This window comes from Paraburkholderia sp. J12, from assembly GCF_905220215.1.
Taxonomy (GTDB): domain Bacteria; phylum Pseudomonadota; class Gammaproteobacteria; order Burkholderiales; family Burkholderiaceae; genus Paraburkholderia.
This window is the reverse complement of the sequence record NZ_CAJMZC010000005.1, coordinates 111,791-137,157: the sequence shown is the minus strand read 5'-3', so window position 1 is coordinate 137,157 and position 25,367 is coordinate 111,791. Positions and strand designations below refer to the sequence as shown.

The 25,367-nt window shown below is 60.9% G+C and carries 23 protein-coding genes; 14 read left to right on the top strand and 9 right to left on the bottom strand.

The features are described from left to right. Positions 1–49 precede the first annotated feature (49 nt). On the bottom strand, positions 50–2,422 hold the full coding sequence (locus U5760_RS13715; RefSeq protein WP_322012436.1) for a GNAT family N-acetyltransferase: 2,373 nt from the start codon (positions 2,420–2,422) through the stop codon (positions 50–52). Positions 2,423–2,503: 81 nt separating this feature from the next. Between U5760_RS13715 and U5760_RS13710 the strand changes: the two genes are divergently transcribed. Continuing rightward, the gene (locus U5760_RS13710) at positions 2,504–3,700 is read left to right on the top strand and encodes a phospholipase D family protein (protein WP_322012434.1); all 1,197 of its coding nucleotides are present in this window, start codon (positions 2,504–2,506) and stop codon (positions 3,698–3,700) included. A 33-nt stretch (positions 3,701–3,733) separates the two neighbouring features. On the opposite strand, the gene U5760_RS13705 is transcribed toward U5760_RS13710, so the two are convergent. The 3 genes from U5760_RS13705 to U5760_RS13695 form a co-directional block, all read right to left on the bottom strand. Then, positions 3,734–5,335 (bottom strand): peptide chain release factor 3, encoded by a 1,602-nt coding sequence (locus tag U5760_RS13705; protein ID WP_322012432.1) that lies wholly within the window; start codon positions 5,333–5,335, stop codon positions 3,734–3,736. Between the two features lie 504 nt (positions 5,336–5,839). After that, entirely contained in the window at positions 5,840–6,130 is a 291-nt protein-coding gene (locus U5760_RS13700; RefSeq protein WP_322012431.1) for an H-NS histone family protein, read from the bottom strand. Positions 6,131–6,232: 102 nt separating this feature from the next. Continuing rightward, the gene (locus U5760_RS13695; RefSeq protein ID WP_322012430.1) at positions 6,233–6,460 is read right to left on the bottom strand and encodes a hypothetical protein; all 228 of its coding nucleotides are present in this window, start codon (positions 6,458–6,460) and stop codon (positions 6,233–6,235) included. Between the two features lie 544 nt (positions 6,461–7,004). Here U5760_RS13695 and U5760_RS13690 point away from each other — a divergent pair. Next, the gene (locus U5760_RS13690) at positions 7,005–8,003 is read left to right on the top strand and encodes a helix-turn-helix transcriptional regulator (protein ID WP_322012429.1); all 999 of its coding nucleotides are present in this window, start codon (positions 7,005–7,007) and stop codon (positions 8,001–8,003) included. Positions 8,004–8,051: 48 nt separating this feature from the next. Here the strand turns inward: U5760_RS13690 and U5760_RS13685 are convergent, their stop codons facing one another. Both U5760_RS13685 and U5760_RS13680 read right to left on the bottom strand, forming a co-directional pair. Beyond that, positions 8,052–8,333: a hypothetical protein gene (locus U5760_RS13685; protein ID WP_322012428.1), complete on the bottom strand. Its 282-nt coding sequence runs from the start codon at positions 8,331–8,333 to the stop codon at positions 8,052–8,054. Positions 8,334–8,483: 150 nt separating this feature from the next. Next, positions 8,484–9,095, bottom strand: a complete 612-nt coding sequence (locus tag U5760_RS13680) for a BON domain-containing protein (protein ID WP_322012427.1) — start codon at positions 9,093–9,095, stop codon at positions 8,484–8,486. Between the two features lie 150 nt (positions 9,096–9,245). Between U5760_RS13680 and U5760_RS13675 the strand changes: the two genes are divergently transcribed. Continuing rightward, the gene (locus U5760_RS13675) at positions 9,246–10,646 is read left to right on the top strand and encodes a GntP family permease (protein WP_322012426.1); all 1,401 of its coding nucleotides are present in this window, start codon (positions 9,246–9,248) and stop codon (positions 10,644–10,646) included. A 140-nt stretch (positions 10,647–10,786) separates the two neighbouring features. Here the strand turns inward: U5760_RS13675 and U5760_RS13670 are convergent, their stop codons facing one another. Both U5760_RS13670 and U5760_RS13665 read right to left on the bottom strand, forming a co-directional pair. Continuing rightward, positions 10,787–11,689, bottom strand: a complete 903-nt coding sequence (locus U5760_RS13670) for a LysR family transcriptional regulator (protein WP_322012425.1) — start codon at positions 11,687–11,689, stop codon at positions 10,787–10,789. A 73-nt stretch (positions 11,690–11,762) separates the two neighbouring features. Further along, on the bottom strand, positions 11,763–12,557 hold the full coding sequence (locus tag U5760_RS13665) for a crotonase/enoyl-CoA hydratase family protein (RefSeq protein ID WP_322012423.1): 795 nt from the start codon (positions 12,555–12,557) through the stop codon (positions 11,763–11,765). 155 nt (positions 12,558–12,712) lie between these two features. Between U5760_RS13665 and U5760_RS13660 the strand changes: the two genes are divergently transcribed. The 11 genes from U5760_RS13660 to U5760_RS13610 all read left to right on the top strand — a co-directional run bounded on the left by U5760_RS13660 (position 12,713) and on the right by U5760_RS13610 (position 23,928). After that, positions 12,713–13,936: a CaiB/BaiF CoA-transferase family protein gene (locus tag U5760_RS13660; protein ID WP_322012421.1), complete on the top strand. Its 1,224-nt coding sequence runs from the start codon at positions 12,713–12,715 to the stop codon at positions 13,934–13,936. A 46-nt stretch (positions 13,937–13,982) separates the two neighbouring features. Then, positions 13,983–14,450, top strand: a complete 468-nt coding sequence (locus U5760_RS13655; protein ID WP_322012817.1) for a MaoC family dehydratase — start codon at positions 13,983–13,985, stop codon at positions 14,448–14,450. Between the two features lie 21 nt (positions 14,451–14,471). Next, entirely contained in the window at positions 14,472–15,269 is a 798-nt protein-coding gene (locus U5760_RS13650) for an enoyl-CoA hydratase/isomerase family protein (RefSeq protein ID WP_322012419.1), read from the top strand. Further along, positions 15,266–15,670 carry a Zn-ribbon domain-containing OB-fold protein gene (locus U5760_RS13645; RefSeq protein WP_322012417.1) on the top strand — a complete coding sequence of 135 codons (405 nt, stop codon included), beginning with the start codon at positions 15,266–15,268 and terminating at the stop codon, positions 15,668–15,670. Before U5760_RS13650 ends, U5760_RS13645 begins: the two co-directional genes overlap by 4 nt. Further along, positions 15,667–16,824, top strand: coding sequence for a thiolase (locus U5760_RS13640; RefSeq protein ID WP_322012416.1), 1,158 nt, complete (start codon positions 15,667–15,669; stop codon positions 16,822–16,824). Before U5760_RS13645 ends, U5760_RS13640 begins: the two co-directional genes overlap by 4 nt. Before the next feature lie 17 nt (positions 16,825–16,841). Beyond that, the gene (locus U5760_RS13635) at positions 16,842–17,618 is read left to right on the top strand and encodes an SDR family NAD(P)-dependent oxidoreductase (RefSeq protein ID WP_322012815.1); all 777 of its coding nucleotides are present in this window, start codon (positions 16,842–16,844) and stop codon (positions 17,616–17,618) included. Positions 17,619–17,620: 2 nt separating this feature from the next. After that, positions 17,621–18,778 carry an acyl-CoA dehydrogenase family protein gene (locus U5760_RS13630; protein ID WP_322012415.1) on the top strand — a complete coding sequence of 386 codons (1,158 nt, stop codon included), beginning with the start codon at positions 17,621–17,623 and terminating at the stop codon, positions 18,776–18,778. A 24-nt stretch (positions 18,779–18,802) separates the two neighbouring features. Continuing rightward, positions 18,803–19,801 (top strand): acyl-CoA dehydrogenase family protein, encoded by a 999-nt coding sequence (locus tag U5760_RS13625; protein WP_322012414.1) that lies wholly within the window; start codon positions 18,803–18,805, stop codon positions 19,799–19,801. Between the two features lie 681 nt (positions 19,802–20,482). Continuing rightward, on the top strand, positions 20,483–21,181 hold the full coding sequence (locus tag U5760_RS13620) for a CerR family C-terminal domain-containing protein (protein WP_322012412.1): 699 nt from the start codon (positions 20,483–20,485) through the stop codon (positions 21,179–21,181). Positions 21,182–21,313: 132 nt separating this feature from the next. Then, the gene (locus tag U5760_RS13615; protein WP_322012410.1) at positions 21,314–22,636 is read left to right on the top strand and encodes an oxygenase MpaB family protein; all 1,323 of its coding nucleotides are present in this window, start codon (positions 21,314–21,316) and stop codon (positions 22,634–22,636) included. 635 nt (positions 22,637–23,271) lie between these two features. Next, entirely contained in the window at positions 23,272–23,928 is a 657-nt protein-coding gene (locus U5760_RS13610; protein WP_322012408.1) for a GntR family transcriptional regulator, read from the top strand. A 131-nt stretch (positions 23,929–24,059) separates the two neighbouring features. On the opposite strand, the gene U5760_RS13605 is transcribed toward U5760_RS13610, so the two are convergent. After that, entirely contained in the window at positions 24,060–25,352 is a 1,293-nt protein-coding gene (locus U5760_RS13605; protein WP_322012406.1) for an aromatic ring-hydroxylating dioxygenase subunit alpha, read from the bottom strand. Positions 25,353–25,367: the final 15 nt, after the last annotated feature.

The following is a 25,367-nucleotide window of genomic DNA, read 5'->3' as shown; positions in this document are numbered from 1 at the left end:
GCGCCGCTTTTTCATTGCTTCTTCGTCGCTGTTTCGTCAATTCTTCGTTTCAGTCCAGCGCCATCCGGAAACCGACCACACCCGGATCTTCGGTTGGCGTGACCGTGAAGCCGCAGGCGCGCGCGAGGCCGATCATCGGCGCATTCTCGCGCAGCGCCTCGCCCAGCAGCCAGTGCGTGCCGCGCGAGCGCGCGTAGGCAATGATGCGCTGGAGCAATAGGCGCCCCAGCCCCTTCCCCTTCAGGTTCGACATCACCGCCACCGCGAACTCGGCCGTCTCGTTGTCCGGATCCGCCACGGCGCGCGCCACGCCCAGCGTGCGGGGATTGCCGTGCTCGTCGGTCACCGTCGCGATGAGCGCCATCTCGCGGTCGTAATCGACCTGGGTCATGCGCGCGAGCTGCGAGTGATCGAAGCTGTGCACCGCCGAAAAGAACCGCAGACGCAGATCGTCCGGTGTCATCGATTCGATGAACGCGCGGTGCTGCGCCTCATCCTCGGGGCGGATCGGGCGCACGGTCAGGCGCTCGCCGTACCAGTCCAGCGTTTCCTCCAGGCGGCGCGGATACGGCATGATCGCGAAGCGGCTGCGCTTGTCCGCGAGCGTGAGGCGCGGCGACGCGAGCAGCGTTTGACCGGGCAGCACGCGCAGCGTCACATGCATGCCGACGATCTCGCGCACGTCGCAGACGATCTGCGAAAGCGCGATCAGCACCGCGAGCGCGGGCGCGGGATCCACGCGCGGCGCGTAGGGCGACTGCGTGACGATGTCGCGCGCGAGCATGGGATTGAGCGGCGGCAGCCCGTACACGCGCATGGGCGGCGCAATGCCGTCGGGCGAGGGGGCGACGAAGTAGAAGACCGGGCCGAAGTTCTCGTCGTCGCGGAATTCCACCGTCACTTCGACCACGGGCGGCATGCCCTCGCCCCCGACGGCAGGCGGCGTCCACGTTCGCAAGCCGAAGAGGTCCAGCAGTTGCGCCGCCGCCTCGCCCTCCAGCACGTTCTGCCCCGCCGCCAGCGCCGCGCGCGCCTGCCCCTGCGCGGCCTCGATCGCGTCCGCCTGCTGCGCGGGCGTGCCCTCGGGCGTCTGCATCAACAGCTCGCGGCCCAGCCGGTAATCGACGAGACGCGCGAACGCGCGCGCCAGACGCCGCGGCGTGGTGTGCACGGGAATGCCGTGTGCGTGCAGCGCGTCGCGCGTCGCGTTGCTCACGCCGCCGAAGAAGCACGCCAGCATGCCGCGATACGCCACACGCTGATTCTCGATGAGCGTGCGCGCCACGGCTTCCACCGGCGCGCTGTGCGTGGGCGCGTGCACGACGAAGACGGTTCCCGTCTTCGGATGCGGCCCGAGCGCCTGCAGCGCGAGCGCGAAGTGTTCGGGTTTCGCCGTTTCGCCCAGCACGAGCGGATTGCCTGCGCGCACGTTCGGCAGCGCTTTCTGGATCGCCGCGCGCGCTTCGTCGGTCCACGCCGCGAGCGCGTCGCCCGCTTCGTTGAAATCGTCGCGCGCGAGTGTCGCCACGCCGCGGTCGCTCGTGATGAGCGTGGCCGTGTCGCTCGCCGCCACGCGCCCCACGCCGAGCGTTTCGATTTCGTCGAGCAGGTCGTCGAGCGTATCCACGCGCACCATCCCCGCGCGACGGAATGCGGCCGTGTAGAGCGCGTCTGCGGGATCGTCGCGGCCGCTGCGCAGCGCGAGCACCGGCTTGTTGCGCGCCGCCGCGCGCGCGGCCGACATGAACTTGCGCGCCGCGCGCACGGTGTCGAGTTCCAGCAGGATCGCGCGCGTGGTGGGGTCGCTCGCGAGATAGTCGAGCACGTCGCCCGCGTCGACATCCGCTTCGTCGCCCAAGGCGATCACGTGCGAGAAGCCCAGACCGCGTGCGCCGGCCCAGCGCAGCACCGCGTTGGTGAGCGCGTTCGACTGCGAGACCCACGCCACGCCGCCCGGCCGCGCGACCGACGAAGCGGCGCCCAGTTGCGCATTGAGCGCCGGCGTGAGCACGCCCACGCTGCCCGGCCCGACGAGACGCAGCAGATGCGGGCGCGCGGCGGCGAGCGCATGCCGCAGGTCGGCGCGGGCTTCGTCGTCGCGCGCTTCGCCAATCAGGATCGCCGCGCGCGTGCCCATGCCGCCGAGGCGATGCACGAGCGCGGGCCAGGTGGCGGGCCGCGTGCAGATCACCGCCACCGTGGGGGCCTCGGGCAGATCGCCCGCGTCCGCCAGCACCGGGCGCCCGTCGAAGCCCTCGGGCTCGCCCGCGTGGTGCGGATTGATCGCCCAGAGCGGCCCGGCGAAGCCGCCCTCTATCACGCGCCGCCACACCATTTCGCCGATACTGCCTTCGCGCCGCGAGGCGCCGATCACGGCGACCGATTTCGGCTGGAAGATTGCGTCGAGATTGCGGACTGTCACGCTCGCTCCTGACTGGTGGGATGGAAGCGGCGACGATGCCGCTACGGTACGGCGTCAGGATAGGCCAAGCGGAGAAAGGGTGTGTGGATTTCGCTCAAGGCGTTGCGATGCGGGCAGGCGCGCCTGGCCGACGTTACTATTCGTGGCGAGACCGCTTCCCAAACGGCGCCCGCACCTGCCCGATGCCGGCGCCGCTCTTTCAATCAACCCATTGACCACTCAATGAAGATCCTCACCGGCAAAGAGATTCAACAAGGCATTCTGGATACGAAGCCCACCAAAGTCGCCGTCGCCTATGTGGGCGAAGACTGGCGAAGCTTTCTGGCCGATCCGCTCCCGTCTGAGATCATTCTTTCGCCGACACTGGGCAGCAATCCCTGGGCCATTGAAGAAATCGCCAAAGCCTTGAAGAGCTGGGACAAGGTTCATTTCCTGCGCGAACTGCACGCGAAGATCTATCTGGCCGATTCCCAGGCGGTAGTGGGCAGCAGCAATCTGACAAAGAACGGCTTATCGGGCGAGGCAACCGGCCTCAAGGAAGCCTGCGTGCTCATCGAGGAGCACGAATGCAAAGCCGTTTGCGACCTTCACGAGTATTACGAATCGCTGAGGAAAGATGCCTGCAAGCAGTTTGCGACGACGGGAGAGAAGATCGAGGCCGTCGCGAGGTTGAAGGAAAGCTGGAAGCTGGCCCGGTCGGAAGGCCTGTTTTCAGGTGACGGCAAACTGCGGAGTCTGCTCGACTTCGATCCGGCCGATGAGGATCTCTTCCATATCGTCTGGTACACCGGCGACGATGGGATCGAATTCGACGAAGCGAATCTGGAAAACGAAGAATCCACGCTCAAGTCCGGCGATATTCGAAAGGACGGCCACTGGATGAATTTCCTCCATGGCGATGCCGACCACATCAAGCCGGGACAATGGATGCTGGCGTGGAAGGAAAAATACGAAACCGGCCTGCCCGCGGGCCGACCCTATCCTTACTGGATCTACGTGCATCACGTCATCCCCGAAAGCGTGAGCGGCAATGGGCCGTATACGACACTGGCTTTGCAGCATCCCCGTAAAAGACCGGGTACCCAGGTGCCTTTCGCTATCGGGAAGCGGGAAGCCGCTGCCATACGCAAGGTGCTGGCACTAGACGAATTTGCACTGCTGCGGGGGCCTGTCAAGGAAGACAACTGGTCGATCACACAGAGCATTGCACTCTGGAAAAACTTTCTTCTGGCCATCAAACGCGAAGTGGCAGCCACGAGCGTCGCCCGCTCGAAATAGCTGCCACTTGTTCAGTACGAAGCCTGAAAACGCCTACATCGCCTTGCGAAACGGCGCCCCCGAATGTTCGCGCAACTCGTTGAACACGATCTTCGGCCAGGCCTTCTGCGCGACCTCGATTTCGGAAACGTGCGACGCGAGATACGTGGGCGCATTCGACGCGTCGTAAGCCATGCGGGCCGCGTAAGCGTCGGTGAAGCGGCGCAGTTCATTGGGATCGTCGCACGTGACCCAGCGCGAGAGGCGATAGCGCGCGGGCATGATGCGCACATCGACCTTGTATTCGGCCGAAAGGCGGTGCGACACCACTTCGAACTGCAGTTGGCCCACCGCGCCGAGGATCGTCGAGCCGCCATGCAGCGGGCGGAACACCTGGATCGCGCCTTCTTCGCCAAGCTGCTTGAGCGCTTCGCCCAGCTGCTTCGCGCGCATGGGGTCCACCACTTCGATGGTCTGGAAGATTTCCGGCGCGAAGAACGGCAGGCCCGTGAACTGCAGGTCCTCGCCTTCGGTAAGCGTGTCGCCGAGGCTCAACGTACCATGATTAGGAATGCCGATGATATCGCCAGGATACGCCTCGGCCACGGTCTCGCGGCGCTGCGAGAGGAAGCTCACCACGTTGTTGGCGCGGAAGGTCTTGTTGTTGCGCGTGACCTTCAGCTGCATGCCGCGCTCGAAGCGGCCCGAGCACACGCGGATGAACGCCACGCGGTCGCGGTGCGCGAGGTCCATGTTGGCCTGCACCTTGAACACCACGCCCGTGAACTTCGGCTCCTCCGGCGAGACCGGGCGCTGCACCGTCATGCGAGGCGACGGCGGCGGCGCGAGATCGACGAGCGCGTCGAGAATTTCCTTCACACCGAAGTTGTTGATCGCCGAGCCGAACAGCACCGGCGACTGCTCGCCGGCCAGGAACGCATCGCGGTCGAACTCGGGCGTCGCGCCCGTAATCAGCTCAACTTCTTCCTTCGTGCGCTTCCAGTGATAGCCGAAGCGCGCTTCGCCATCTGCATCGCTAATGTTCTGCAGCGTTTCCACTGCGCCGCCGAGCGATTGCTCGCCCGCGCGGAACACGCGCACCTGGTCGCGCTGGATGTCGTAGACGCCCTGAAACTCCTTGCCCATGCCGATGGGCCAGGTGAACGGCACCGCGGCCACGCCGAGATGCTGTTCGATTTCGTCGAGCAGGTCGAGCGGCTCGCGCACTTCGCGGTCGAGCTTGTTGATGAACGTGAGGATCGGCGTCTTGCGGCTGCGGCAGACTTCGAGCAGCTTGAGCGTTTGCGCTTCCACACCGTTCGCACCGTCGATCACCATCACCGCGGCATCGACCGCCGTGAGCACGCGGTAGGTATCTTCCGAGAAGTCCTCGTGGCCCGGGGTGTCGAGCAGATTGATCACGGCGTCGCCGTACTCGAACTGCATGACCGAGCTCGCGACCGAAATGCCGCGCTGCTTTTCGATCTCCATCCAGTCGGAGGTCGCGAAGCGGCCGCTCTTCTTGCCCTTCACGGTACCGGCGATCTGGATCGCGCCCGAGAACAGCAGCAGCTTTTCGGTCAGCGTGGTCTTGCCCGCGTCCGGGTGAGAAATGACCGCGAAGGTGCGGCGGCGTTTGAGTTCGGCAACTGACATCGGGTTGGGTATCACAGAGGGAATTCGGGCAACCGGGCCGGAAAGGTCCTCGGGTTGCGGCAAGGGCGGCGACGTGGGCGGCCGCCCGGGCCCGGGATCCGGATCACACCGGCGCCGGCGCATGGGCGCGGGAGCACGCGGCGTCGCGGCAAATCGCACGACCGGTCCGGAATTCAGGGGCAACGCCGGTATAAAACGGCGTCGGGGACGAATGATACACGGCATTGCAGCACGCGACGAAAAGTTCGATACGCGCGTATGGATAGCGTGGCTACATGCCTTGCGCAGCGGGGCTGTGCGAGCGCGTGCCGTACCGCAGCGGTGAGTCTTTACGGGAGGGGAAATCGACGGGAAACGCCATGTCAGACGAATGGCGTGGCGGCGTGCAAGGGCCGGAGGGCAAATCTGGCGGGGAGCGCATGCCCACCGGATGCGGGCGCGGCGTAGCTTAGCGCACGCCGCGCCGGGTGAGCTTTTACGGGACTACCGGAAACCGCGTCGCGCTTATTCCTGAATCAGGAAGCGGTCGCGGTTCTTGCCCGCCAGCCAGGCCGGTGCGCGGCCACGGCCGCTCCACGTTTCGCCCGTCTTCGGATTCTGGTAGCGGGCCGGAAGCGGCTTCTTCTTCGGCGCGCCGCCGCGAGTGGAGAAGCCGAGTTCTTCCGCCGTAATTTCATACTCGGCAATTTTCGCCTTGATGTCGGCAATAGCCTGCGCAACTTCTTTTTCGCGAGCCGCAGCAACGTCCTTGTGCAGCTTTTCCAGTTGTGCGGTCAATTGTTTGTAGCTCGGCATAAAAGATCTTCTCCAGTTCAGTCAACACGCTATTGTGACTGCTCTGGGACCAAAGAGTGCCGGATTGCAATTTTTTTTTACGAAATATGCCCGATGTTTGCGCTATCTCCCCGCCTGGCCGCGCAAACTTTCCCGAGCGCGATCCTCGAGTGCGCTAAGCGCTTCGTTCAACCGTCGTACGCGCTGTGCCTGCGCGGGCACCAGATTCGCATTCGATACCCTGTTGAGACGGCCACGCCAATAAGAAAGCGGAATGCGATCCTCACCGGAAATTCTCGCAATCACATGCTCAAGATGCTCAATATCCTTTTCGAGTTGATGGTGATTCACTGTTACCCCCGGTAAAAACGATCTTATTCAAAACGCGCCAGCCTGTATTTCTGTGCAATTTTTTCTTTATCGCCGGATCCCGAATATCTCCTTCATTTCCCGTATGTCGTTTGTCGATGAATAGCCGCGCAAGCGACAAGTGGATTCATCACCGCATCAAGAATAAAGTTCGAGCCGCCTGGCTTCCGTTGCCTGCCGTACAGAAGCCCTGCGGCGCCTGCGTCACCCTGAAGGCACAATAGCGGCGAACCGGACGAAGATTAACGGCGGTTAAAACGCCTGTATATTCCTCAATTGTGGAAAAAATATGCGCCGTGCATTTTTCGGCAAACGGGCGGTGTAAGCCTCGAGCAATGAGAACGCAGTGGAATCGAACGAATCACAATATGACGGCTTGCTGCATGCCATTTACGAAGCGATCGATCATTCCGAGGCGTGGAGGGATTTTTGCGGACTACTGCAGAATTCCACCGGCGCAGCGGCAGTCCATATTTGCGCATTCGATCGTCAACGCAATCTCTATTCTTACGGCTCGGGGTTTCGAATGGCGCAGATCGAGCCGCTGGAATGGCTCCGGCCGATCTATTACGACGATCCGCGCCTCGAATGGCTGCGATCGTTTCCGCGTGCCCGATGGTTGCATTTCAGCGACACCGAAGGCGCCGCAGCCGCCGAGGGGCAGCCCGTATTCGAGCCGCAGGCGCTCGCCGCCGGACATCGTCATGTATCGGTCTGCAAACTGATCGACAACGCTACGCTGACCATCCTGCTGGCCTGCCGTCGCGATGCGGAGCAAGGTCCTCTGCCCGCCGGCGCGCGCGCACTGCTCGAGCGCCTCGTTGCCCACCTTGCACGCGTGGCGAGCCTGCAGGCGCAGCGCTACGCACTGAACGCGTCCACGCTCGCGCATCGGGCCGCGCCGCCCGCGATGCTCGTCAACGCAAACGGCGAAGTCCTGCACAGCAACGAGCCGGCGCTACGGTTGCTGCGCGCGACCTCGCTCGTGCGCGTGCGTGCGCGCCGGCTGGCGCTCGGGGCACCGCATCAGGCACGGTTGCTGGAGGACATTGCGGTGAGCGAGGCGCGGCTGCGGGCCCGCACGAGCGGCGCGCGGGCGGCAGCGGCCCGGTTCCGCGCGATCCGCATCGTCGCGCAAGAAGCGGACGAACACGAAGACACGTTCACCGTGGCGAGCGGTCCCGAAGTGCTCTATGCGTTCTATAACGTGCTCACGCCCGGCGAAACGCTGCCCGACGATCTGCGCGCCATTGCGGCGCTCACGTTCTACCACCCTCGCTCGGCGCCGCCCGTGGACGAACAGGTGCTGGCCGCCACCTTCGACCTGACGCCTGCCGAATGCCGCATCGCCCATCTGCTCGCCATCGGCCTCACGCAGAAGGAAATCGCCGCGCGCGTGGGCGTTCAGCACGACACGGTGCGCAAGCAGATGCAGTCGGTATTCCAGAAGACAGCAACGCGCCGCCAGCCCGATCTGCTGCGCCTCCTGCTGCATTTGCCGGCGCGGCGCACCGAAGGCGGCTAGCCGGGCGCCGGCAAGCCGGTGAAGAGGCCGTTGCCCAGGCCGTTGCCGTTACTGCCTGGCCTGGCAGGCGAAGACGAGGTTGTAATTGGTGCCGTCCGTCGACGTATTGACGGTGTCGTACGCGCCGCCGCAGCGCGCGCGGGCCTGCTGCGCGCACGAGTCGCGGTCGCCCGCGGCCGAACATTGCACCTGGACGGTCGGACGGCCATCGGAGAGGAACAGCGGCGGACTGCTGCTGCACGCGGAGAGCGCCGCGAGCAACGTGCAGGCACCCGCCGCGAGGGGCAACCTGCGAAGAACGGACAACAACGACGAACCAGGACGTGTCATGGCATACCCCGACGGGTTTTCTAGTTTTTCGACGATGCGATTGTGCCATGCCGCGCGGACGCTGCGCGGCATGGCTAGCGCGCTGCACCGCTTCGAGCCGCTTTGTAGCCACTTCGTAGCACTTTGTAGCGCCTTGACCCGCAGTTGCGCTCAATCGGGCCGGGCGAGCGTCTTGTAAGGCAGCGTCCCGTGCGGGTCCGAAGTCACGCGCACGAACACCTGCTCGACATCGGGAATCGCGGCGAGGCGCCGCTCGAGTGCGTCGCGGTCGAACGCTGCGCCCACACAACCCTCCGCATAGACAAAGCGCCGTTGCACCGTGATCCAGACACTCGTGCCGGCAAGCATCGATTCGCCCTGCAACTGCTGCCGGATCGCGGCGGCAATGTCCGCATCGTAGAGATACGAGTTCGGCTTCGTGCACTTGTGGGCCAGCCAGCAGGTCGTGCCGCGCTCGACGCGATAGTGCGCGTCGTCTTCGGCCTCGGCCTGGGTCATGAGCGGACCGAGCGGCAGCGGGCAGGCGCTCACCGCGTCCGAGAGAGCGAAGAACGGATCGTTGTACCAGTTCTTGCGGGGTGCGGCGGTAGCGTCGGAGGCAGACTGAGCCTGGACCTGGGTTTGTCCCTGCGCGGACAGTGCAAGGTCAAGGAAAGCAAAGGCCATGAGGGCGACGAGGGCGCGACCTACGGCAAGCGCGGCGCCGCCCGCCCTGCGCCTGAGTTCGCCTAACGCAGTCCACGTAGTCCCGAATCGGATCATCCCAACCTCCTTTGCGCGCCGTTCACGCCGCGCGCTCATGCACCAGGATAGGTCCAGACCGCGCGAAGGGCAAACCCCCGATGTTTCTGTAGAATCGCCGCAGCGCACCATCGTTGCGCCGCACCACAACTACATTCGCTGGAGACTCAATTGTCGTTCGTTATCGTCCTTGCCGCCCTGGCGTTTCTCATGCTCGCCGCGTATCGCGGCTACAGCGTGATCCTGTTCGCCCCCGTCGCCGCGCTCGCCGCGGTGCTGCTCACCGATCCGGCCGCCGTCGCGCCGGTCTTCTCCGGCATCTTCATGGAGAAGATGGTGGGCTTCGTGAAGCTCTACTTCCCGGTCTTTCTGCTGGGCGCCGTGTTCGGCAAGGTGATCGAGCTCTCCGGCTTCTCGGAGGCGATCGTGGCCGCCGCAATCCGCTATATCGGCCGCTCGCGCGCCAACGCGGTGATCGTCGCCGTGTGTGCCCTGCTCACTTATGGCGGCGTGTCGCTCTTCGTCGTGGTGTTCGCGGTTTATCCGTTCGCCGCCGAACTCTATCGCCAGAGCAACATTCCGAAGCGGCTGATGCCCGGTGCCATCGCGCTCGGCGCGTTCTCGTTCACGATGGACTCGCTGCCCGGCACTCCACAGATCCAGAACATCATCCCCACCACGTTCTTCAAGACGACGGCATGGGCCGCGCCCGCGCTCGGCACGATCGGCTCGCTCTTCATCATCGTGGTCGGTCTTTCGTACCTCGAATGGCGCCGCCGCAGCGCCATGGCAAAGGGCGAAGGCTATGGCACCTCGCTCGTGAACGAACCGGAGCGCGTGGAAACGGCGAACCTGCCGCATCCGCTGCTCGCGATCGCGCCGCTCGTGCTGGTGGGCGTGGCGAACTTCTTCCTCACGAAATTCATCCCGCAGTGGTACGGCGACAGCTTCACCGTCGCGCCCGACGTGCTGCCCGGCATTCACGCGCCCGTTACCACCACTGTCAAGCAGGTCGTGGCGATCTGGTCCGTCGAAGGCGCGCTGCTGCTCGGTATCGTGCTCGTGGTCCTGACGGCTTTCGGCCGCGTGAAGTCGCGTTTTGCAACCGGCACGAAGACGGCCGTGGCCGGCGCGCTGCTCGCCTCGATGAACACGGCATCGGAGTATGGCTTCGGCGGCGTGATCGCCGCGCTGCCGGGCTTCATCGTGGTCGGCGATGCGCTCAAGAGCATCCCGAACCCGCTCGTCAATGCCGCCGTTTCGGTGAGCTCGCTCGCGGGCATCACGGGGTCGGCCTCGGGCGGCATGAGCATCGCGCTCGCCGCCATGTCAGACGTCTTCATCAAGAGCGCGCAGGCGGCGCACATTCCGCTCGAAGTGCTGCACCGTGTGGTCGCGATGGCGAGCGGCGGCATGGACACGCTGCCGCACAACGGCGCCGTGATTACGCTGCTTGCGGTGACGGGTCTCACGCACCGCGAGTCGTATCGCGACATCTTCGCCGTCACGATCATCAAGACGCTGGCGGTGTTCTTCGTGATCGCGGTTTATTACACGACCGGGATTGTTTGATGGGGTAGTCCCCATCGCAGCATCCCCATCGCAGCGAGTGCCGACACAGCAGAATTCGACATTCTGGCCCCTCAGCGACGTCGTTAGCGGCAACATCGCCGAATTGAGACAGGCAGGAGGCGTGACAATACTCGATACAGTCACGCCACCGATTTGAATGAGCGCACGGCAACTTCGGAAAAGCGTTCGGCCGCCGGATTGGACACTTCGGGTTGCACCAATGCGAGCCCGATCTCAGCTGCCGGTGATAGGTCAACGATGGGCCTATACACCACGCGCTGGCCAACAGCGTTTTGCATAACCGAAGGCACCAATGCGACGCCCAAGCCGCTTTCCACTAGCGAAAGCACCGTCTGTACTTGAGTCGCCTCCTGCGTTATCCGGGGTAGGAAACCCGCATGCTGGCAAGCGAGCATCGCCATCGCCTGAAGACCGGAGGCATCTTCACGCGTGTAGAGCACGAAGGACTCTCCCGCAAGGTCAGCCAGATGCAACTCCGGTTTGCGTGTCAGTGCATTACCTGGCGGCAGGGCCGCAATGAAGGGTTCAGCCATCAGCGGTATGAGACGCGCCTGTGTCGGCGTCAACAACGGCGTTCGCACCAGCCCGATATCGAGTTCACCGGAATCGATGAACTCGACAATGCGAATCGAGGTCGCTTCCTTGAGTACAAGCTCCACGCAAGGATACTCAGCACGAAAGAGTCTCACGACTCTTTGCAGAACGCCGTGCGTCGTCGAGCCTACGAAACCAACGCGCAGTGCTCCGCCGGTGCCTGCCTCGGCTGCGCGGGCCGCAGCCAGCAGCTGCCCATTGTGAAACAGCAGTCTGCGCGCCTCTGCCAGCACTGCCTTACCGCCGGACGTTAGCGAAACACCGCCTGCGCCCCCTCGTTCAAACAGACGAATCCCGAGATCCGCCTCCAATTTCTGGATTGACACCGAGAGCGGTGGCTGAGCCATATGTAATCGTTCGGCGGCACGACGGAAATTCAACGTCTCCGCCAAAACGATAAATTGGCGCACACGGCGCAAGTCCAGCATGGGGCCACCGGATGGCTCCTCCTCGTGCGCCTGGAACGCGGATGTGTCGTATGTCGATGTCATGCCGCCCACCTCAGTCCAGAAAGCGCGGCGTACGCTTTTCAAGAAAGGCGTCAACGGCCTCCGCATGTTCGGCGGTCTTGTGGGCTAACGCCTGAAACGCTGCCGACATCTCCAGGAGCGTGTCCAGACGCGTATGCATGCCCTCACGCATGAGCTTTTTGGTCATGCGCATGGCTTGCGGCGGATGCACTGCGATGCGCGCAGCCAGTCCTCGTGCGGTATCCATCAATTGCTCGTGCGGAACGACTCGAGATACAAGCCCCCACTCCAGGGCGCGATCGGCATCGATCAGATCCGCAGTGAAGGTGAGTTCGGCAGCGCGCGCCAATCCGATGACTTTCGGCAGCAACCACGCGCCGCCGTCACCGGGAATGATCCCCAGCTTGACAAAACTCTCGGCAAACCTTGCCTTCTCAGAGGCAATCCTCAGGTCGCACATGCAAGCCAGGTCGAGACCTGCGCCGATGGCCGGACCATTAACCGCAGCGATAACCGGCACCTCGAGATTGAACAGCGCAAGCGGCAAGCGCTGAATGCCGCCGCGATAGTCCTCGCGAATACGCGCAGGCGCCACTTCCGGAGCAGCTTGCTCTTGCATGACCCGGATATCCCCACCAGCCGAAAACGCCGGGTCAGCACCAGTGAGAATTACCGCACGCACGCTCGCGTCGGCCTGAATTCGCGCTATCGCATTCAGGAACTCGTCCACTGCCGTATTACCCGTCAGCGGATTGCGCCGCCGTGCATCGTTCATCGTCAGTGTGACTATATGGTCCCGCTGTTCATACGAAAGGAAGTCGTTCATATCCGTCATTTGCCTGCAAGACAGGGGATGCAAAGAGTAACGTACATGCGCACTGATACTCAAACAGTATCGGATTTCTTAAAACTAATATTGGACGTAAGCGACCATAGGCTCATAAGCTGCGCGACAGAACGACTAAAGGAGATCACGCAGTCATGAATACGACCCTTGGGCATCTTAGGGTGCTGGACCTGACCCGTATCCTCGCCGGTCCGTGGGCTACACAAAACCTCGCAGACATGGGGGCAGAGGTCATCAAGGTCGAGCGACCTGGAACAGGAGATGACACGCGTGCCTGGGGCCCCCCTTTTCTGAAGAACGAATCAGGTTGCGAGACAACTGACTCCTCTTACTTTCTCGCGGCAAACCGGGGGAAAAAGTCTATTACCGTAGACCTCGCGCACCCCGAAGGACAAGCGTTGATCCGTGAGTTGGCCAGGACGGCCGACGTCATAGTAGAGAACTACAAGGTCGGTACGCTAGCGCGATATGGTCTCGACTACAGCAGCCTTAAAGCGCTGAACCCTCGCCTTGTCTACTGCTCCATCACCGGCTTCGGGCAAAGCGGCCCCTACGCCGCGCTGCCTGGCTACGACTTCGTGTTCCAGGGCATGGGGGGGCTCATGAGCATCACCGGCCAGCGGGAAGGTTCCCCCGGCGACGAGCCGATGAAAGTAGGTGTTGCTATCAGCGACCTACTCACTGGCATGTATGCCACGACGGCGATTCTGGCAGCGCTGGAGCACAGGAACCTGAGCGGACAAGGGCAGTACGTTGATATGTCGTTGCTCGATTGTGTTGTCGCGCTCAGCTCGTATCAGGCGATTAACTACTTCCTGTCCGGCAATATCCCCCGGCGAATGGGCAATGCTCATTCGAACATGGTTCCCTATCAAGTGTTCCGTTGCAAGGAAGGCGACGTGATTGTGGCCGTGGGTAACGACAGCCAATACCGAGCTTTCTGCAAGGTGATTGGTCGCGAGGATCTCGCGGCAGACGAGCGGTACGCCACACCAGGCCAGCGCAACCGCAACCGTGACTCGCTGATCAGCCAGATCGCACCCACCATGCTCACGCGCACGATGAGTGATTGGATAGAGTTGATGGAAGCAGCCAACGTCCCATGCGGTCCCATCTACAACCTACAGCAGGTTTTCGAGGATCCGCAGATCCAGCATCGCAATATGCAATTGTCTCTGCCGCATAGCGCCGGCGTGCAAGCACCCACAGTAGCAAATCCGATCCGCTTTTCAGAGACACCACTGCAGTACACCCGGTCGGCCCCATTGTTGGGAGAACACACAGAGGCCGTATTGACGGAAGCGCTAAACCTTACAGCCGAAAAGATTGAGAATCTTCGCAGAAAGGGAGTGATTTGAGCAACAGATGCCCGTTATTTCCGATTTCAATAATTTTTCGTGCCCCATGCTTACGAAAAAAGAATTCAATTCAATTGATGCGCTGAAGGCCTATGTCGGTGAGCCCGCGATCACAGCCGCGCCGATCCGCGTCGACCAGGCGACGATCGATACGTTCGCGGAAATCACACGTGATCGGCAATGGATCCATGTCGACACGGAACGTGCAGCCTCCGAGTCGCCGTTCGGGACCACCATCGCACATGGCCTGTTGACCCTATCGCTCATCACCGCCTGGTACAACCAGATTTTTGAGTTTCCAGGCCGGAAAATCTCACTGAACTATGGTTTCGACAAAGTTCGCTTTATCTCGCCTGTCCCAAGCGGCTCGGCCCTCATCGGGAGTTTCCAGCTCGCACGCGTCGATGAACTGCGGGAGGACGAAGTGCGTTGCATGTGGCAGGTCACGGTGCACGCCGATGGCACCGAACGTCCGGTGATGGTAGCCGAATGGCTTATGCAAATGCGCTACTGAGTCTCACACTCGGAGAGAACCATGTCTGTCCTCGATCTGTCCCGCGATAATTCCACGGCCATTCTGACCATGAACCGGCCTGCCGCGCGCAACGCGCTCGATCTCGAAATGCGATCGGCGTTCGCCGAACTACTGCCATTAATTCGCGACGATGCGTCGGTTCGCGCAGTAGTGCTCACCGGATCCGCGGGACATTTCTGTGCGGGTGGCGATATTCGCACCATCGGCATCTCCCAGGACAACACCGACGTATTCGAGGGCCGCACCCGCATTCTGGCCATGCATCGCTGGTTCGACGAGCTTGTTGACCTGGAGAAACCCGTCATCGCTGCAGTGGACGGTGTAGCGTACGGTGCCGGCCTATCGATCGCACTCGCTGCAGACTTCGTTCTGGCCTCCCCTCAGGCGACCTTCTGCGCCGTATTCGCACGCATCGGATATACGCCTGACCTCGGCGGTATGTACCTGCTCCCACGCGCTGTGGGCCTCGCTCGCGCCAAGGAGCTCGCCTTTTCAGCGCGCGTGGTCAACGCGCATGAAGCACTGGCGCTAGGCATTGCCCAGCACGTGGTCGAGGAAGGCACTGTGCTCAACGCCGCGCTCGAACTTGCCGCGCGCTTCGAGCACGCGCCAATGGGCGCGCTGGGCATCGTCAAATCAGTGATGAACCGTGCCTTCGAATCCGATCGCGGAACCATCTACAGGCAGGAGGCCATGGCACAGGCAATTTGCCGGGAGAGCGCCTTCCACAAAGAAGCGACTCGTCGCTTTCTCGACAAGCAACCGCCGCTGTTTCAGTGGCCTCAGGAAAAGCCATGACAGATGCCGCCGCTCATCTTGAGGGTCTACGCCCCCAGCAGGAATATTTCGCTTACCTGACTAGTGGCCGCTTCATGATTCAACGTTCGCGCAGCAACGGCGAGTACGTGTTCTATCCCCGAGTCGCTGCGCCGCGCACGGGCGCCTGCGATCTGGAATGGGTCGAGGCAAGCGGTCGCGGTACGGTGTATGCCACCACCGTGGTTCACACGCGGCCCCCTGCGGAACTGTACAACGTATGCCTCATTCAACTCGAAGAGGGGCCGCGCATGATGAGTCGCGTAGAAAATATCGATCCGCGCATCGTGACCGTAGGCATGCCTGTGCAAGCTCGCATTTCGCACGATGACGACGGGCAGCCGCTGGTGGTGTTCGACCCAGTAACGAGGGAAGCGAAATGACCCAAGAACGGTTTCCCCGGGGCAAAGCCGCCATCGTCTCCTCGGCCACCTACGGTATAGGCGAGGCACCGGGGTACTCCTCGCTCGAGCTCGCCGCGACGGCCAGCTTGCGCGCGCTGCAGGCTATAGGCCTGACCGCTGCCGATGTGGACGGTCTCTTTATCGGTCTGCCAGACGATTACCTTTCGGGCCTGAGCCTTACTGAGTACCTGGGCATCGCGCCGCGCCTGACGGACAACAATCGCACCGGTGGCTCGGCGTTCCTTACGCATGCCATCCACGCCGCCCTGGCGCTGGAAGCCGGGCTGTGCGACGTTGCGCTGATCGCCTATGGCAGCAATCAGCGGACTGCAGCGGGCAAACTGGTCAGCTCGCTACGTCCCTCGCCTTATGAAGGTCCGTACAAACTGCCGCGCCCGGTAGGCGCCTATGCGCTGGCTGCATCGCGCTATATCGCACAGTATGGGCTCCAGCGCGAGCAGCTCGGCGCGGTTGCCGTGGCCGCGCGTCAATGGGCACAAAAGAACCCTGATGCCTTCATGCGCGATCCGCTCACCCTGGAGGCTTACCTTCAGGCTCGCATGGTGGCAGACCCGCTATCGGTTCGCGACTGCTGCCTCGTCACGGATGGTGCCGCCGCTGTCGTAATGGTCCGCGCAGATCGAGCAAAGGATCTCACTGTGCGACCGGCATATCTGCTCGGCGGAGCAGCCGCGACGTGGCACAAGGACATCACCAGCATGCCCGACCTCACCGTAACGGCCGCTTCGCTAAGCGGCCCAAGAGCGATGGCGCATGCGGGCGTGAAGCCGGCTGACATCGATGTCGTCGAGCTGTACGACGCCTTCACAATCAACACCATCTTGTTCCTCGAAGATCTGGGCTTTTGCAAGAAGGGGGAAGGCGGCGCCTTCGTCGAAAACGGGCGAATCGCGCCGGGTGGCGAGTTGCCGGTCAACACCAATGGTGGTGGCCTTTCGTGTGTACACCCGGGCATGTATGGCCTGTTCACCATGGTCGAAGCGGCACAACAACTTGCCGGCACAGCCGGAGAACGCCAGATCGCCAACGCAAAACTCGCACTTGCCCACGGCAACGGCGGCGAATTGTCGAGTCAGGCAACGCTCGTGCTGGGTACAGAAGAAACACTATGATGACGGAGAACACGAAGATGCAGGATACGGCTTTCTCACTCGCGGACAAGCGGGTCATTGTGACGGGCGCAGGTCAAGGCATTGGCCGCGCAATCGCGACGGCCATCGTACAGTTGGGCGGAAAGGTCGTCGCAGTCGATCTCAATGCCGAGAGCCTGGAAGCACTTCAGGATGAATTGGGTACCGGGAGATGTGCGGTACTGGCTGGCAGCGTGTCTGACCCGGCGGTAGCCGGACGGGCGGTGGAAATCGGCGTCGCTGCGTTCGGTGGCGTCAACGGCCTCGTGAACAATGCCGGCGTCACCCGTACCGCGATGATCGAAAAGATGTCGCTGGACGCCTGGCAACAGGTAATCGATGTTCACCTTTCCGGCTCCTTCTATTTCCTCCAGTCGCTAGGCCGTCATCTGCTCGAGCGAACGAAAGCCGGCGAAAAGGTCTCAGGCTCGATTGTCAATATCTCTTCGGACGCAGGGCGTCGCGGCACCATCGGCCAGATCAACTACGGCGCCGCCAAGGCCGGCGTGCTGGGCTTGACGATGTGCGCAGCCCGCGAATGGGCCAAATACGACATTCGCGTCAACACGATTGGATTCGGCGTGGTCGAGACGCCCATGACAGAGACTATACGAGGCGAAAAGTTTCGCGACACTTACCTGCAACAGATCCCATTGGGCCGCTGGGGTGAAGCGGAAGAAGTCGCGCGCCCCGTGTGTTTTCTGCTTTCAGATGCAGCCGCCTACGTGACCGGCCAACACCTGTCAGTCAACGGTGGTTATACGATCGGACTGTGAGCATGAACGTGTTTCTGGACCGATTTGTACCCGCGCCGCTGCCCACCGCAGCCGAAGCATTTCGCGCGGACGTGCGCCAGTTCCTCTCGACCGAAATGCCCACGTTGCCCGCCGACCGACGCGCGCGCTCCTGGATGGGTTTCGACGCCGGGTTCAGCCGAAAGCTGGCGGCGCGCGGCTGGGTGGGCGTGACGCTTCCGGGTGCCTGGGGTGGCGCCGAAATGGATGCCTTCTCGCGCTTCGTTCTGGTGGAAGAACTACTCACGGCAGGTGCGCCGGTGTCGGCGCATTGGATCGCCGACCGCCAGAGTGGACCGCTCATCAACAAGTTCGGCACCGATGCACAGCGCGCATTCTATCTGCCTCGTATCTGCAGAGGTGAAGCGTTTTTCTGCATTGGCATGAGTGAACCGAATGCGGGCTCTGACCTGGCGAGCGTCGGCACACGTGCCACTCAGCGTCCGGATGGCGGCTGGACACTCGCCGGTCGCAAGATCTGGACTACCAACGCCCAGCATTGCCACTTCATGATCGCGCTGGTACGTACCTCCGGGACACCGGCGGACCGGCAGCAGGGACTGTCGCAGTTCATCGTCGACCTCTCTCTCCCCGGTGTCACGGTGCGGCCGATCACCGATCTGGCCGGTGATGCGCACTTCTCCGAAGTCTTCCTGGACGACGTACCTCTCTCCGATGACGCGTTGATCGGGCAGGAAGGCAGCGGCTGGATGCAGGTGAACGCAGAACTGGCCTTCGAGCGAAGCGGACCCGAGCGCATCTATTCGAGCATCGTATTGCTGGATCGCTGGATTGACACATTGCGTACGCGCGCAGGCTCCTCTCACACCGCGACGGTTGGCCGCTTTGCCACCCACCTCGCCGCGCTGCGCGAGCTCTCGCTGTCTGTCACTGCACGCCTTGCGGCTGGCGAAAGCCCGATTGTCGAGGCTGCCCTCGTCAAGGATCTCGGTACCACTTTCGAACAGGAAATCCCCGCCGTTATCGAGGCGGCTCTTGGCATGAACCCTGACGAGTCAGTGGATGCCGAACTGCTGCGCACCTGCGCGTACGTAAGTCAGATCTGCCCAACGTATTCGCTGCGAGGCGGAACACGCGAAATTCTGCGTGGCATGATCGCTCGCGGGCTCGGCCTGCGTTGACTGGAACTTAACGGCGTTCTCACCATGTTTACCGAAGCATTTGAAGACATTCTGCGCGACTGCTGCTCGCCAGTCACTGTACGCGCAATCGAAGCCGGAGGCGCACATACGCCGCTTTGGGACACGATAACGGAATCCGGGTTTCTTGAAGTCATGGCCACAGAAGAGGCCGGCGGCGCAGGTCTGGATCTGGCTGGCGTCCTACCGATCCTGTGCATGCTCGGCCTGCACGCCGTGCCGCTACCCGTCGGCCAGGCCATCGCACTACGCACCCTGCTTCCCGCAGGCGTCGCACCACCTAAAGGTCTACCGACCTTTGCCCCCGCATTGCTGCGCGAAGGCAACGGTGACCTCGTAACGCCGCGCGTGCCGTTCGGCGCGATCGCAGACCACGTGTTGGCAGAGCTTGATGGCACGCTATTGCTGCTTGACGCACACGCGGCACAAAGCGAACCGATAGGCATCCATGGAGACACCACAGCAAACCTCCGCTGGTCGGCTTCTCACATTGAGAATAGCGTGCAACCAATACACGGCAGCGCACCGGAAGGGAGCTTGCGCGCATGGGGTGCCGCGTTACACGCGGCTCTGCTGGTCGGCGCGCTGGCGCGTAGCTTCGACCTCACCCTGCAATATGCCAACGATCGCACGCAGTTCGGCAAGTCCATAGGCAAATTTCAGGTAATACAGCATCAACTGGCAGTGATGGCCGAACACGTAGCCGCATCCCGCATCGCCACGGCCAACGCCTTCGCCGCAGGACGCACCGTGCCTGCCCTCCTCCCCGCAGGCATCGCCAAAGCGCGCGCGAGCGAAGCCGTCATCACTGTCGCTACGGTTGCGCATGCCGTACACGGAGCCATCGGCGTCACGGAGGAATACGATCTACAGTTAAACACCCGCCGCCTTCACGCGTGGCGTATCGCTCACGGCTCGGAGGCGCACTGGCACGAAGTCATCGGGCAAGCGCTGCTGGCTGCAAGGAGTTCGACAATCAGTCATTTCGTACGTGAATTGCGGTGAATCGTTAGACTCAGGAAAGCCCGAACCATGCAACCCAAAGGCATCCGAATGCAGAATTCGCACAGTGGGATCCCGATCCCGGCGCAATCATGTTCCAAGGCCAATCACAATGAGTGCAATAATGGAAACGCTGCCTGATCGCACCCAGTCGCTCGTCTGAATAGTGCCCTCGAAAGACGCACGTTTAAGCTATTGCTCTAGAAGGTGTTAAAAACTCTGTGTCGGAACTGAGATCGTGCTGGGATGAAAAAGCGCAGGCCATCCCAACGGATGTGTCGGAAGAAGAGTGCTAATTTGCTGCTTCATGCCCGAGCTTGATGAACAAAGACGCACCGCAGCCGCGCATGAACCACGCGAGATGTTTAACGCGCTGCGCTGGATCGTGCGCGTGAGTGCACCGCGGCATTTTTCCCCAATGACTTTTCAACGTGGGAACGGGTCTATTGGTAAGCGCAAAGCTGAAGCGAGTGTGGGCCTCGCGCGGGTTACGACGGCAACGAACGCAAACACGGCAGAAATTTCCACATTGCAATCAATACCTTAGAACAGTTACTTTCTGACTTTAAACTGCAGGGCGGCGAACAGCTATCGCTAGCGATCGACTGCCACACGGTGGCGCTTCCGGTTTGGGCAGATTCTATCGTGTGCGTCCCGGTAGCAAGTCAGGTTATGAGATCCTCGATGAAAGCAATGATAGACAGCACCACCAGTTACAGCGGGGGAAAAGCACCGAGTTCTCCAAAGGGGCAGCAAGTGCGCGAACGCATCCTCGCGGCGGCCCTGGCTGCGTTTGGGGAAAAGGGCTTCCTTGCAACGACGACTCGGGAGATATCCCTCGCCGCCCAAGTTACCCTGCCGGCACTTCAGTACTACTTTGGCAACAAAGAAGGACTATATCGTGCTTGCTCGGAAATGGTAACGGAGGCGTACAGAGGCCATATGTCGGAACTGGGAACGGCAGCTCGGGAAGCATTGGCATCTAACGCACCCGCGAGAGAAATTCGCCAGCATCTGTTTGTCCTAACAGCAGCTCTCGCAGAATTTCTCATCGACTCGAATCAAGCCAACAACTGGGCACTATTCGTTGCCCGGGAGATGAGCGATCCGGGAGGAGCTTTCGATATTCTGTTCAAACGTCTGTGGCAACCAGGTTTGCTGCTAACAGCGGATCTGGTGGCACGTGTTCGCGGACAAGAATCGCGCTCGGTTGACTCGATCATTGAGGCGCTAATGCTCGTCTCAGGCCTAATGGTCTTCCGTTCAGGCAGGGCACTTACGTCGCGTATGTTCGACGGTGAATTGTCTGACGAAGAAGTCCTCCAAAAGGTCAAAGCGACACTGAAGCGCCAGATTACAGCGATGAAGCCCCCAAAAGAGTAGCTACCCACGACCCAAGCGAACATCGGGCTGGCATCTGCGTGCTTGCCCAAAAATATATCAAGTGATAGACTTTTTTCTATCGATTGATATATTCCAGTCAACCCAATGCGATTGATCGCCCGGAGGACCCACATGTCATACGCAAGCGAGCAGCCCAGAGCCAAAGTCGTCGCTCAGGCAATACAGAATTCGGCGATGTATGGAAACGTCGACTTCGAAGTTACCCCTGAGCGGTTCGTAGCTGACATCAACATCGAAAGCGCGGTTCGCGAAGAATTGTTGTATTTGCGTCCCTCCGTCCTTTCGGACAACGAATTGATGGAGCGAATAAAAGCATATACGATGCTAGGTGATGTTGTCGCAGACGCCTACGTCGCGCTTCTTCCTCAATTCGGGATGCGCAAGTTAATGGCAATGGTTGAGCTGGCTTGCGAACGCGGCGTCGAAGCCGTCGAGGGAGCACCACCCGAGCTGGCTTCCTTCATCGGATCCATGGAGCGCACACCCTCGTGGGTAGACATGAATCTTGTTGCAGAAGGCGCACGATTAGAGCGGAATGTCTCTGCGAACCTCGCCCCGTTCACAGTGCGAGGTGCATTCCTGGCGACGTTCATGAACAAATACGCGGCACTACCCATGGCACTCACCGGAACCCTGAGCCATGAGGCCGCCGCGCGGCGCGTGCGCGAAACCGCAACCTTCTTCACAACCAGTGTATTACCCGGTGCCCTTGATAGATATGGCCCCGGGTTTCGAGCTGCCGCACTGGTACGTTTGATGCATTCCGTGGTCCGCTTCAATGTCCTGCGCACTGGGCAGTGGGACGTTTCCACATATGGAATCCCAATTCCTCAGGTTGACCAGATGCCCGCCGGGCTCATCGGTGCAACCCTGCTGTCACTACGCGTTGTACGAGCCGGCCGAAAAACGTTTACGCGTAGTGAGCGCGCCCGCGTGGAGCTCAGCCGCTATCGCTGCTTCCTTCTTGGGCTGCCTGAAGATCTTCTTTCTACGACTCCTGAAGGCATCCTTAGAATGATGACCGCCCGTAGCGGCACACTCCGCAAAGCCTATGACGACGCTACGTGTGGCGAACTCGTTCGAGCAACGATGGCCGCCTATCTGCCAACGAAGAACGATCTGGGTCACCGCATACACGACCGCTTCGAGCGAAGCTTCGCCAAAGTCTTCTTTGTGAAGAATTTCATGCAGGGAGATATCCAGAAGGCGAGCGCAATCGGTGTTGTGCTAACCCGACAAGACCGATTCCGTGCACTAGCGGTACTGTCGGTCGTGGCAACCCGGATGGTGTTTTACTCATTGACTGCGAAGCTGCCGCTAGCCGGGAAGTTGGCTGACCGCGCCCTGGTTAAGCGGTTAAAGCGATTGTTGAAGGAGTACGGCCACGCTGCGTACACCTCTGATGGAGCAGCCTACCGATCTGCTACACACTAGGCCACCAAGGTCATAGTGTGACGAATCGCGCTCACCTGCTCCCGAGCCACATCAATGAAGGCTTGCACACTTTACGCATCGGGCAGCACGCAACTTGTGAACGCGCAACGGACTTGTCGCCGTTTATTCTGATATGCACAAATCTGCTCGTGCGATTTGTCATCCCGGGACGAACGGTTGTCTCTGCTGGGGGATGAAGCGCGAACGCCATCAACAACGATACCTTTCGCACTTCAGTGTGGCGAACCCTAGCCATGTGGCGAACCAATGCTCGCATCTCTCGCCGCTTTACGCTGTGCCAGGCGACTGCACTCGCGTCCCGGTTTTTTTCAGGTAGCTCGAAGATGGGTGGCCGTCTCGCACCATAACCCGGATCAACGTGCCCACGCACGGGCAAACGTTCAATCAACCTTTGCCCGCAACGGGTAATCACACCCACCGCTGCAATACGCACACTCAAGCTCCATCGCGATGCGTAACCGATCGCGCAACCATCACGCAGTACAACGTCCCACTTCACCATCGACCAATCAATCCCTCTCCAGATTTAATTCTAGATTGAAGGCAATTTTGTACATTGCCACCCTATGGGGTATGATTCGCTATCGTCCAGCAGGACCCAACTTTTTATCGGCATGAGCGCAGAAGCGACTGTTGAGCGTTCCAAAGGATCTGGCACCTCCAATGCGGCCAAGCGGGCGCTGGAGTTTTTGCGCTTCCAGATCATCTCCGGCGAGCTTTCGCCTGGAGAACAGATTCGTCAGCAGGAAACCGCTGAGCAACTCGGAATCAGCCGGGTTCCGTTACGCGAGGCATTGGGCGTACTCGCAGACCTGGGAATGGTCGATCACAAGCCAAACCAGGGCTTTTTCGTTATCAAACGCTCCTCACATGAGGTCACACAGATCAGTCGCATGCTGCAACTGCTGGAGACCGAACTCATGACCACGCTTGAGCGCCCCGATGCGACCACGGTTCTCGCCTTGCAACAGCTTCATGAAGAAATGACAGCACTGGTCGACGATGTTGACTGGACGCCTTTTCTTTTGAAGAATCGCGAGTTCCACTTCCGGATCTTTGAGTTGTCGTCGGAGCGACTCATCTTCAGCGAGGTTCAGCGCCTCTGGCTGCTTGCCGATCCCTATATCGCGCTCAAGCTTGCAAGCGCAGACTCGCGCCGTCAAACGCTGAAGGAACATGCAGCGATATTGACTGCCCTTCGCCGTGGAGATATGAAAGCGGCGACAGGCGCGCTGGACGATCATCGCAAGTCGTCAGGTACTCGCCGTTAGTCGCCTGGCTTGAGGGCAATCCACTTGCCGCCTCAAAACTCCAAATAGAAACGCGCTCGAAAGAGCGCGTCGAATACGTCCTTGCACCTCGATACAGCCTGCTGATAGTTACGACAGGCGGGTGCCGACTATTAGCGGCGGCCGCCGGCGGTGAGCCCCGCAAACTCCGCCATTTCAATCCCCATAGCCTCGGAAAATGCTTGCTTGACCGACTCTGGCTGGCCGGCCTGGAAGATATACGTGGTAAACATCAACCGCTTGCGCGGGTCCTTCAGGATGTCCTCCGTAGTGTAGCCCGCAGTGACACTCTCTCTATCAGCGGTGGGTAGTTCTACCTTCACGTTCGCGGCCGGATCCTGAATCACCCCCTTCAACGCCCCGCCTGTCTCGAGCACATCGAGCTCTTCTAAAAGGCGCCGCCGAAACATCGCAATGCCCTTATCGCTGGCCGCAAGATTCTCGGAGGTTCGGTCGGCGATTGTGCCTTGCCCGACCCATGCGAGAAAGTCCTGATTCATTACATGCGTATTGATCCAGTTACCCTCTGCGTCCTTGACAGGTCCATACCATGTCGGAACGGATGTCTGCAGATAAGGCTCTCTTTCTCGCGGGACACGTGTAAACTTCCACGTAACACTTAGCGTATTTTCATCGTCAATCGGTACGCGCCATTCAAAGTGCTCGCCGAGATAGAATCCATTCGGCCAAAGACAGACACGACCGACAGTCCACATCGGGTCAGTTTCGGTGGTGTTTTCCTTGATGCGCTTGTAGACGAATCCGTAGTCGAATTCATCAAACTCCAGCTTCAGGTGGGTGGGACCATAGCTGGAATCCCCTCCGCGCAAGCGCTGCCCCCAGTTTTCGTGCATCCATTCGAAGTGCACGGGGTCGATGGAGTTCTCCTGACATTGCAGCCAGTTGCATGGCACTTCAGAGATCACGACCTGCGCAAAGCCATTCGGCCAGGAGAACGGCTCCCAATCAGGCAATTGCGGTGCGGGCTGTGGGCCAAGATAGGCCCAGATCATGCCAGCCTTGGTCTCCACCGGATAGGCCTTCGTCTTGATACGAGCCTTCGTATTCGCTTGCGGCAGCGCGACATCCTCGAAAGGTTGCTCAACACACTGACCAGTTTCGTCGAAGCGCCAGCCGTGGTAACTGCACCGCAGACCGCACTGCTCGACCATACCATGTGCGAGGTCGGCTCGCCTGTGCGGACAGCGACGATCGACAAGGCCGAACTGACCGCTGAGATCTTTGTAGAGGACGAGGTCTTCGCCCATCAAACGCACCGGCTTGATACTCAGGGAGTCAAACTCAGATACCCCCGCGATAGGCATCCAGTACCGGCGAAGCAATTCGCCCATGGGAGTACCCGAGCCGACTTCGGTAAGCAGACGATTTTTTTCCGCTGAAAGCATATTATTCTCCGTTCT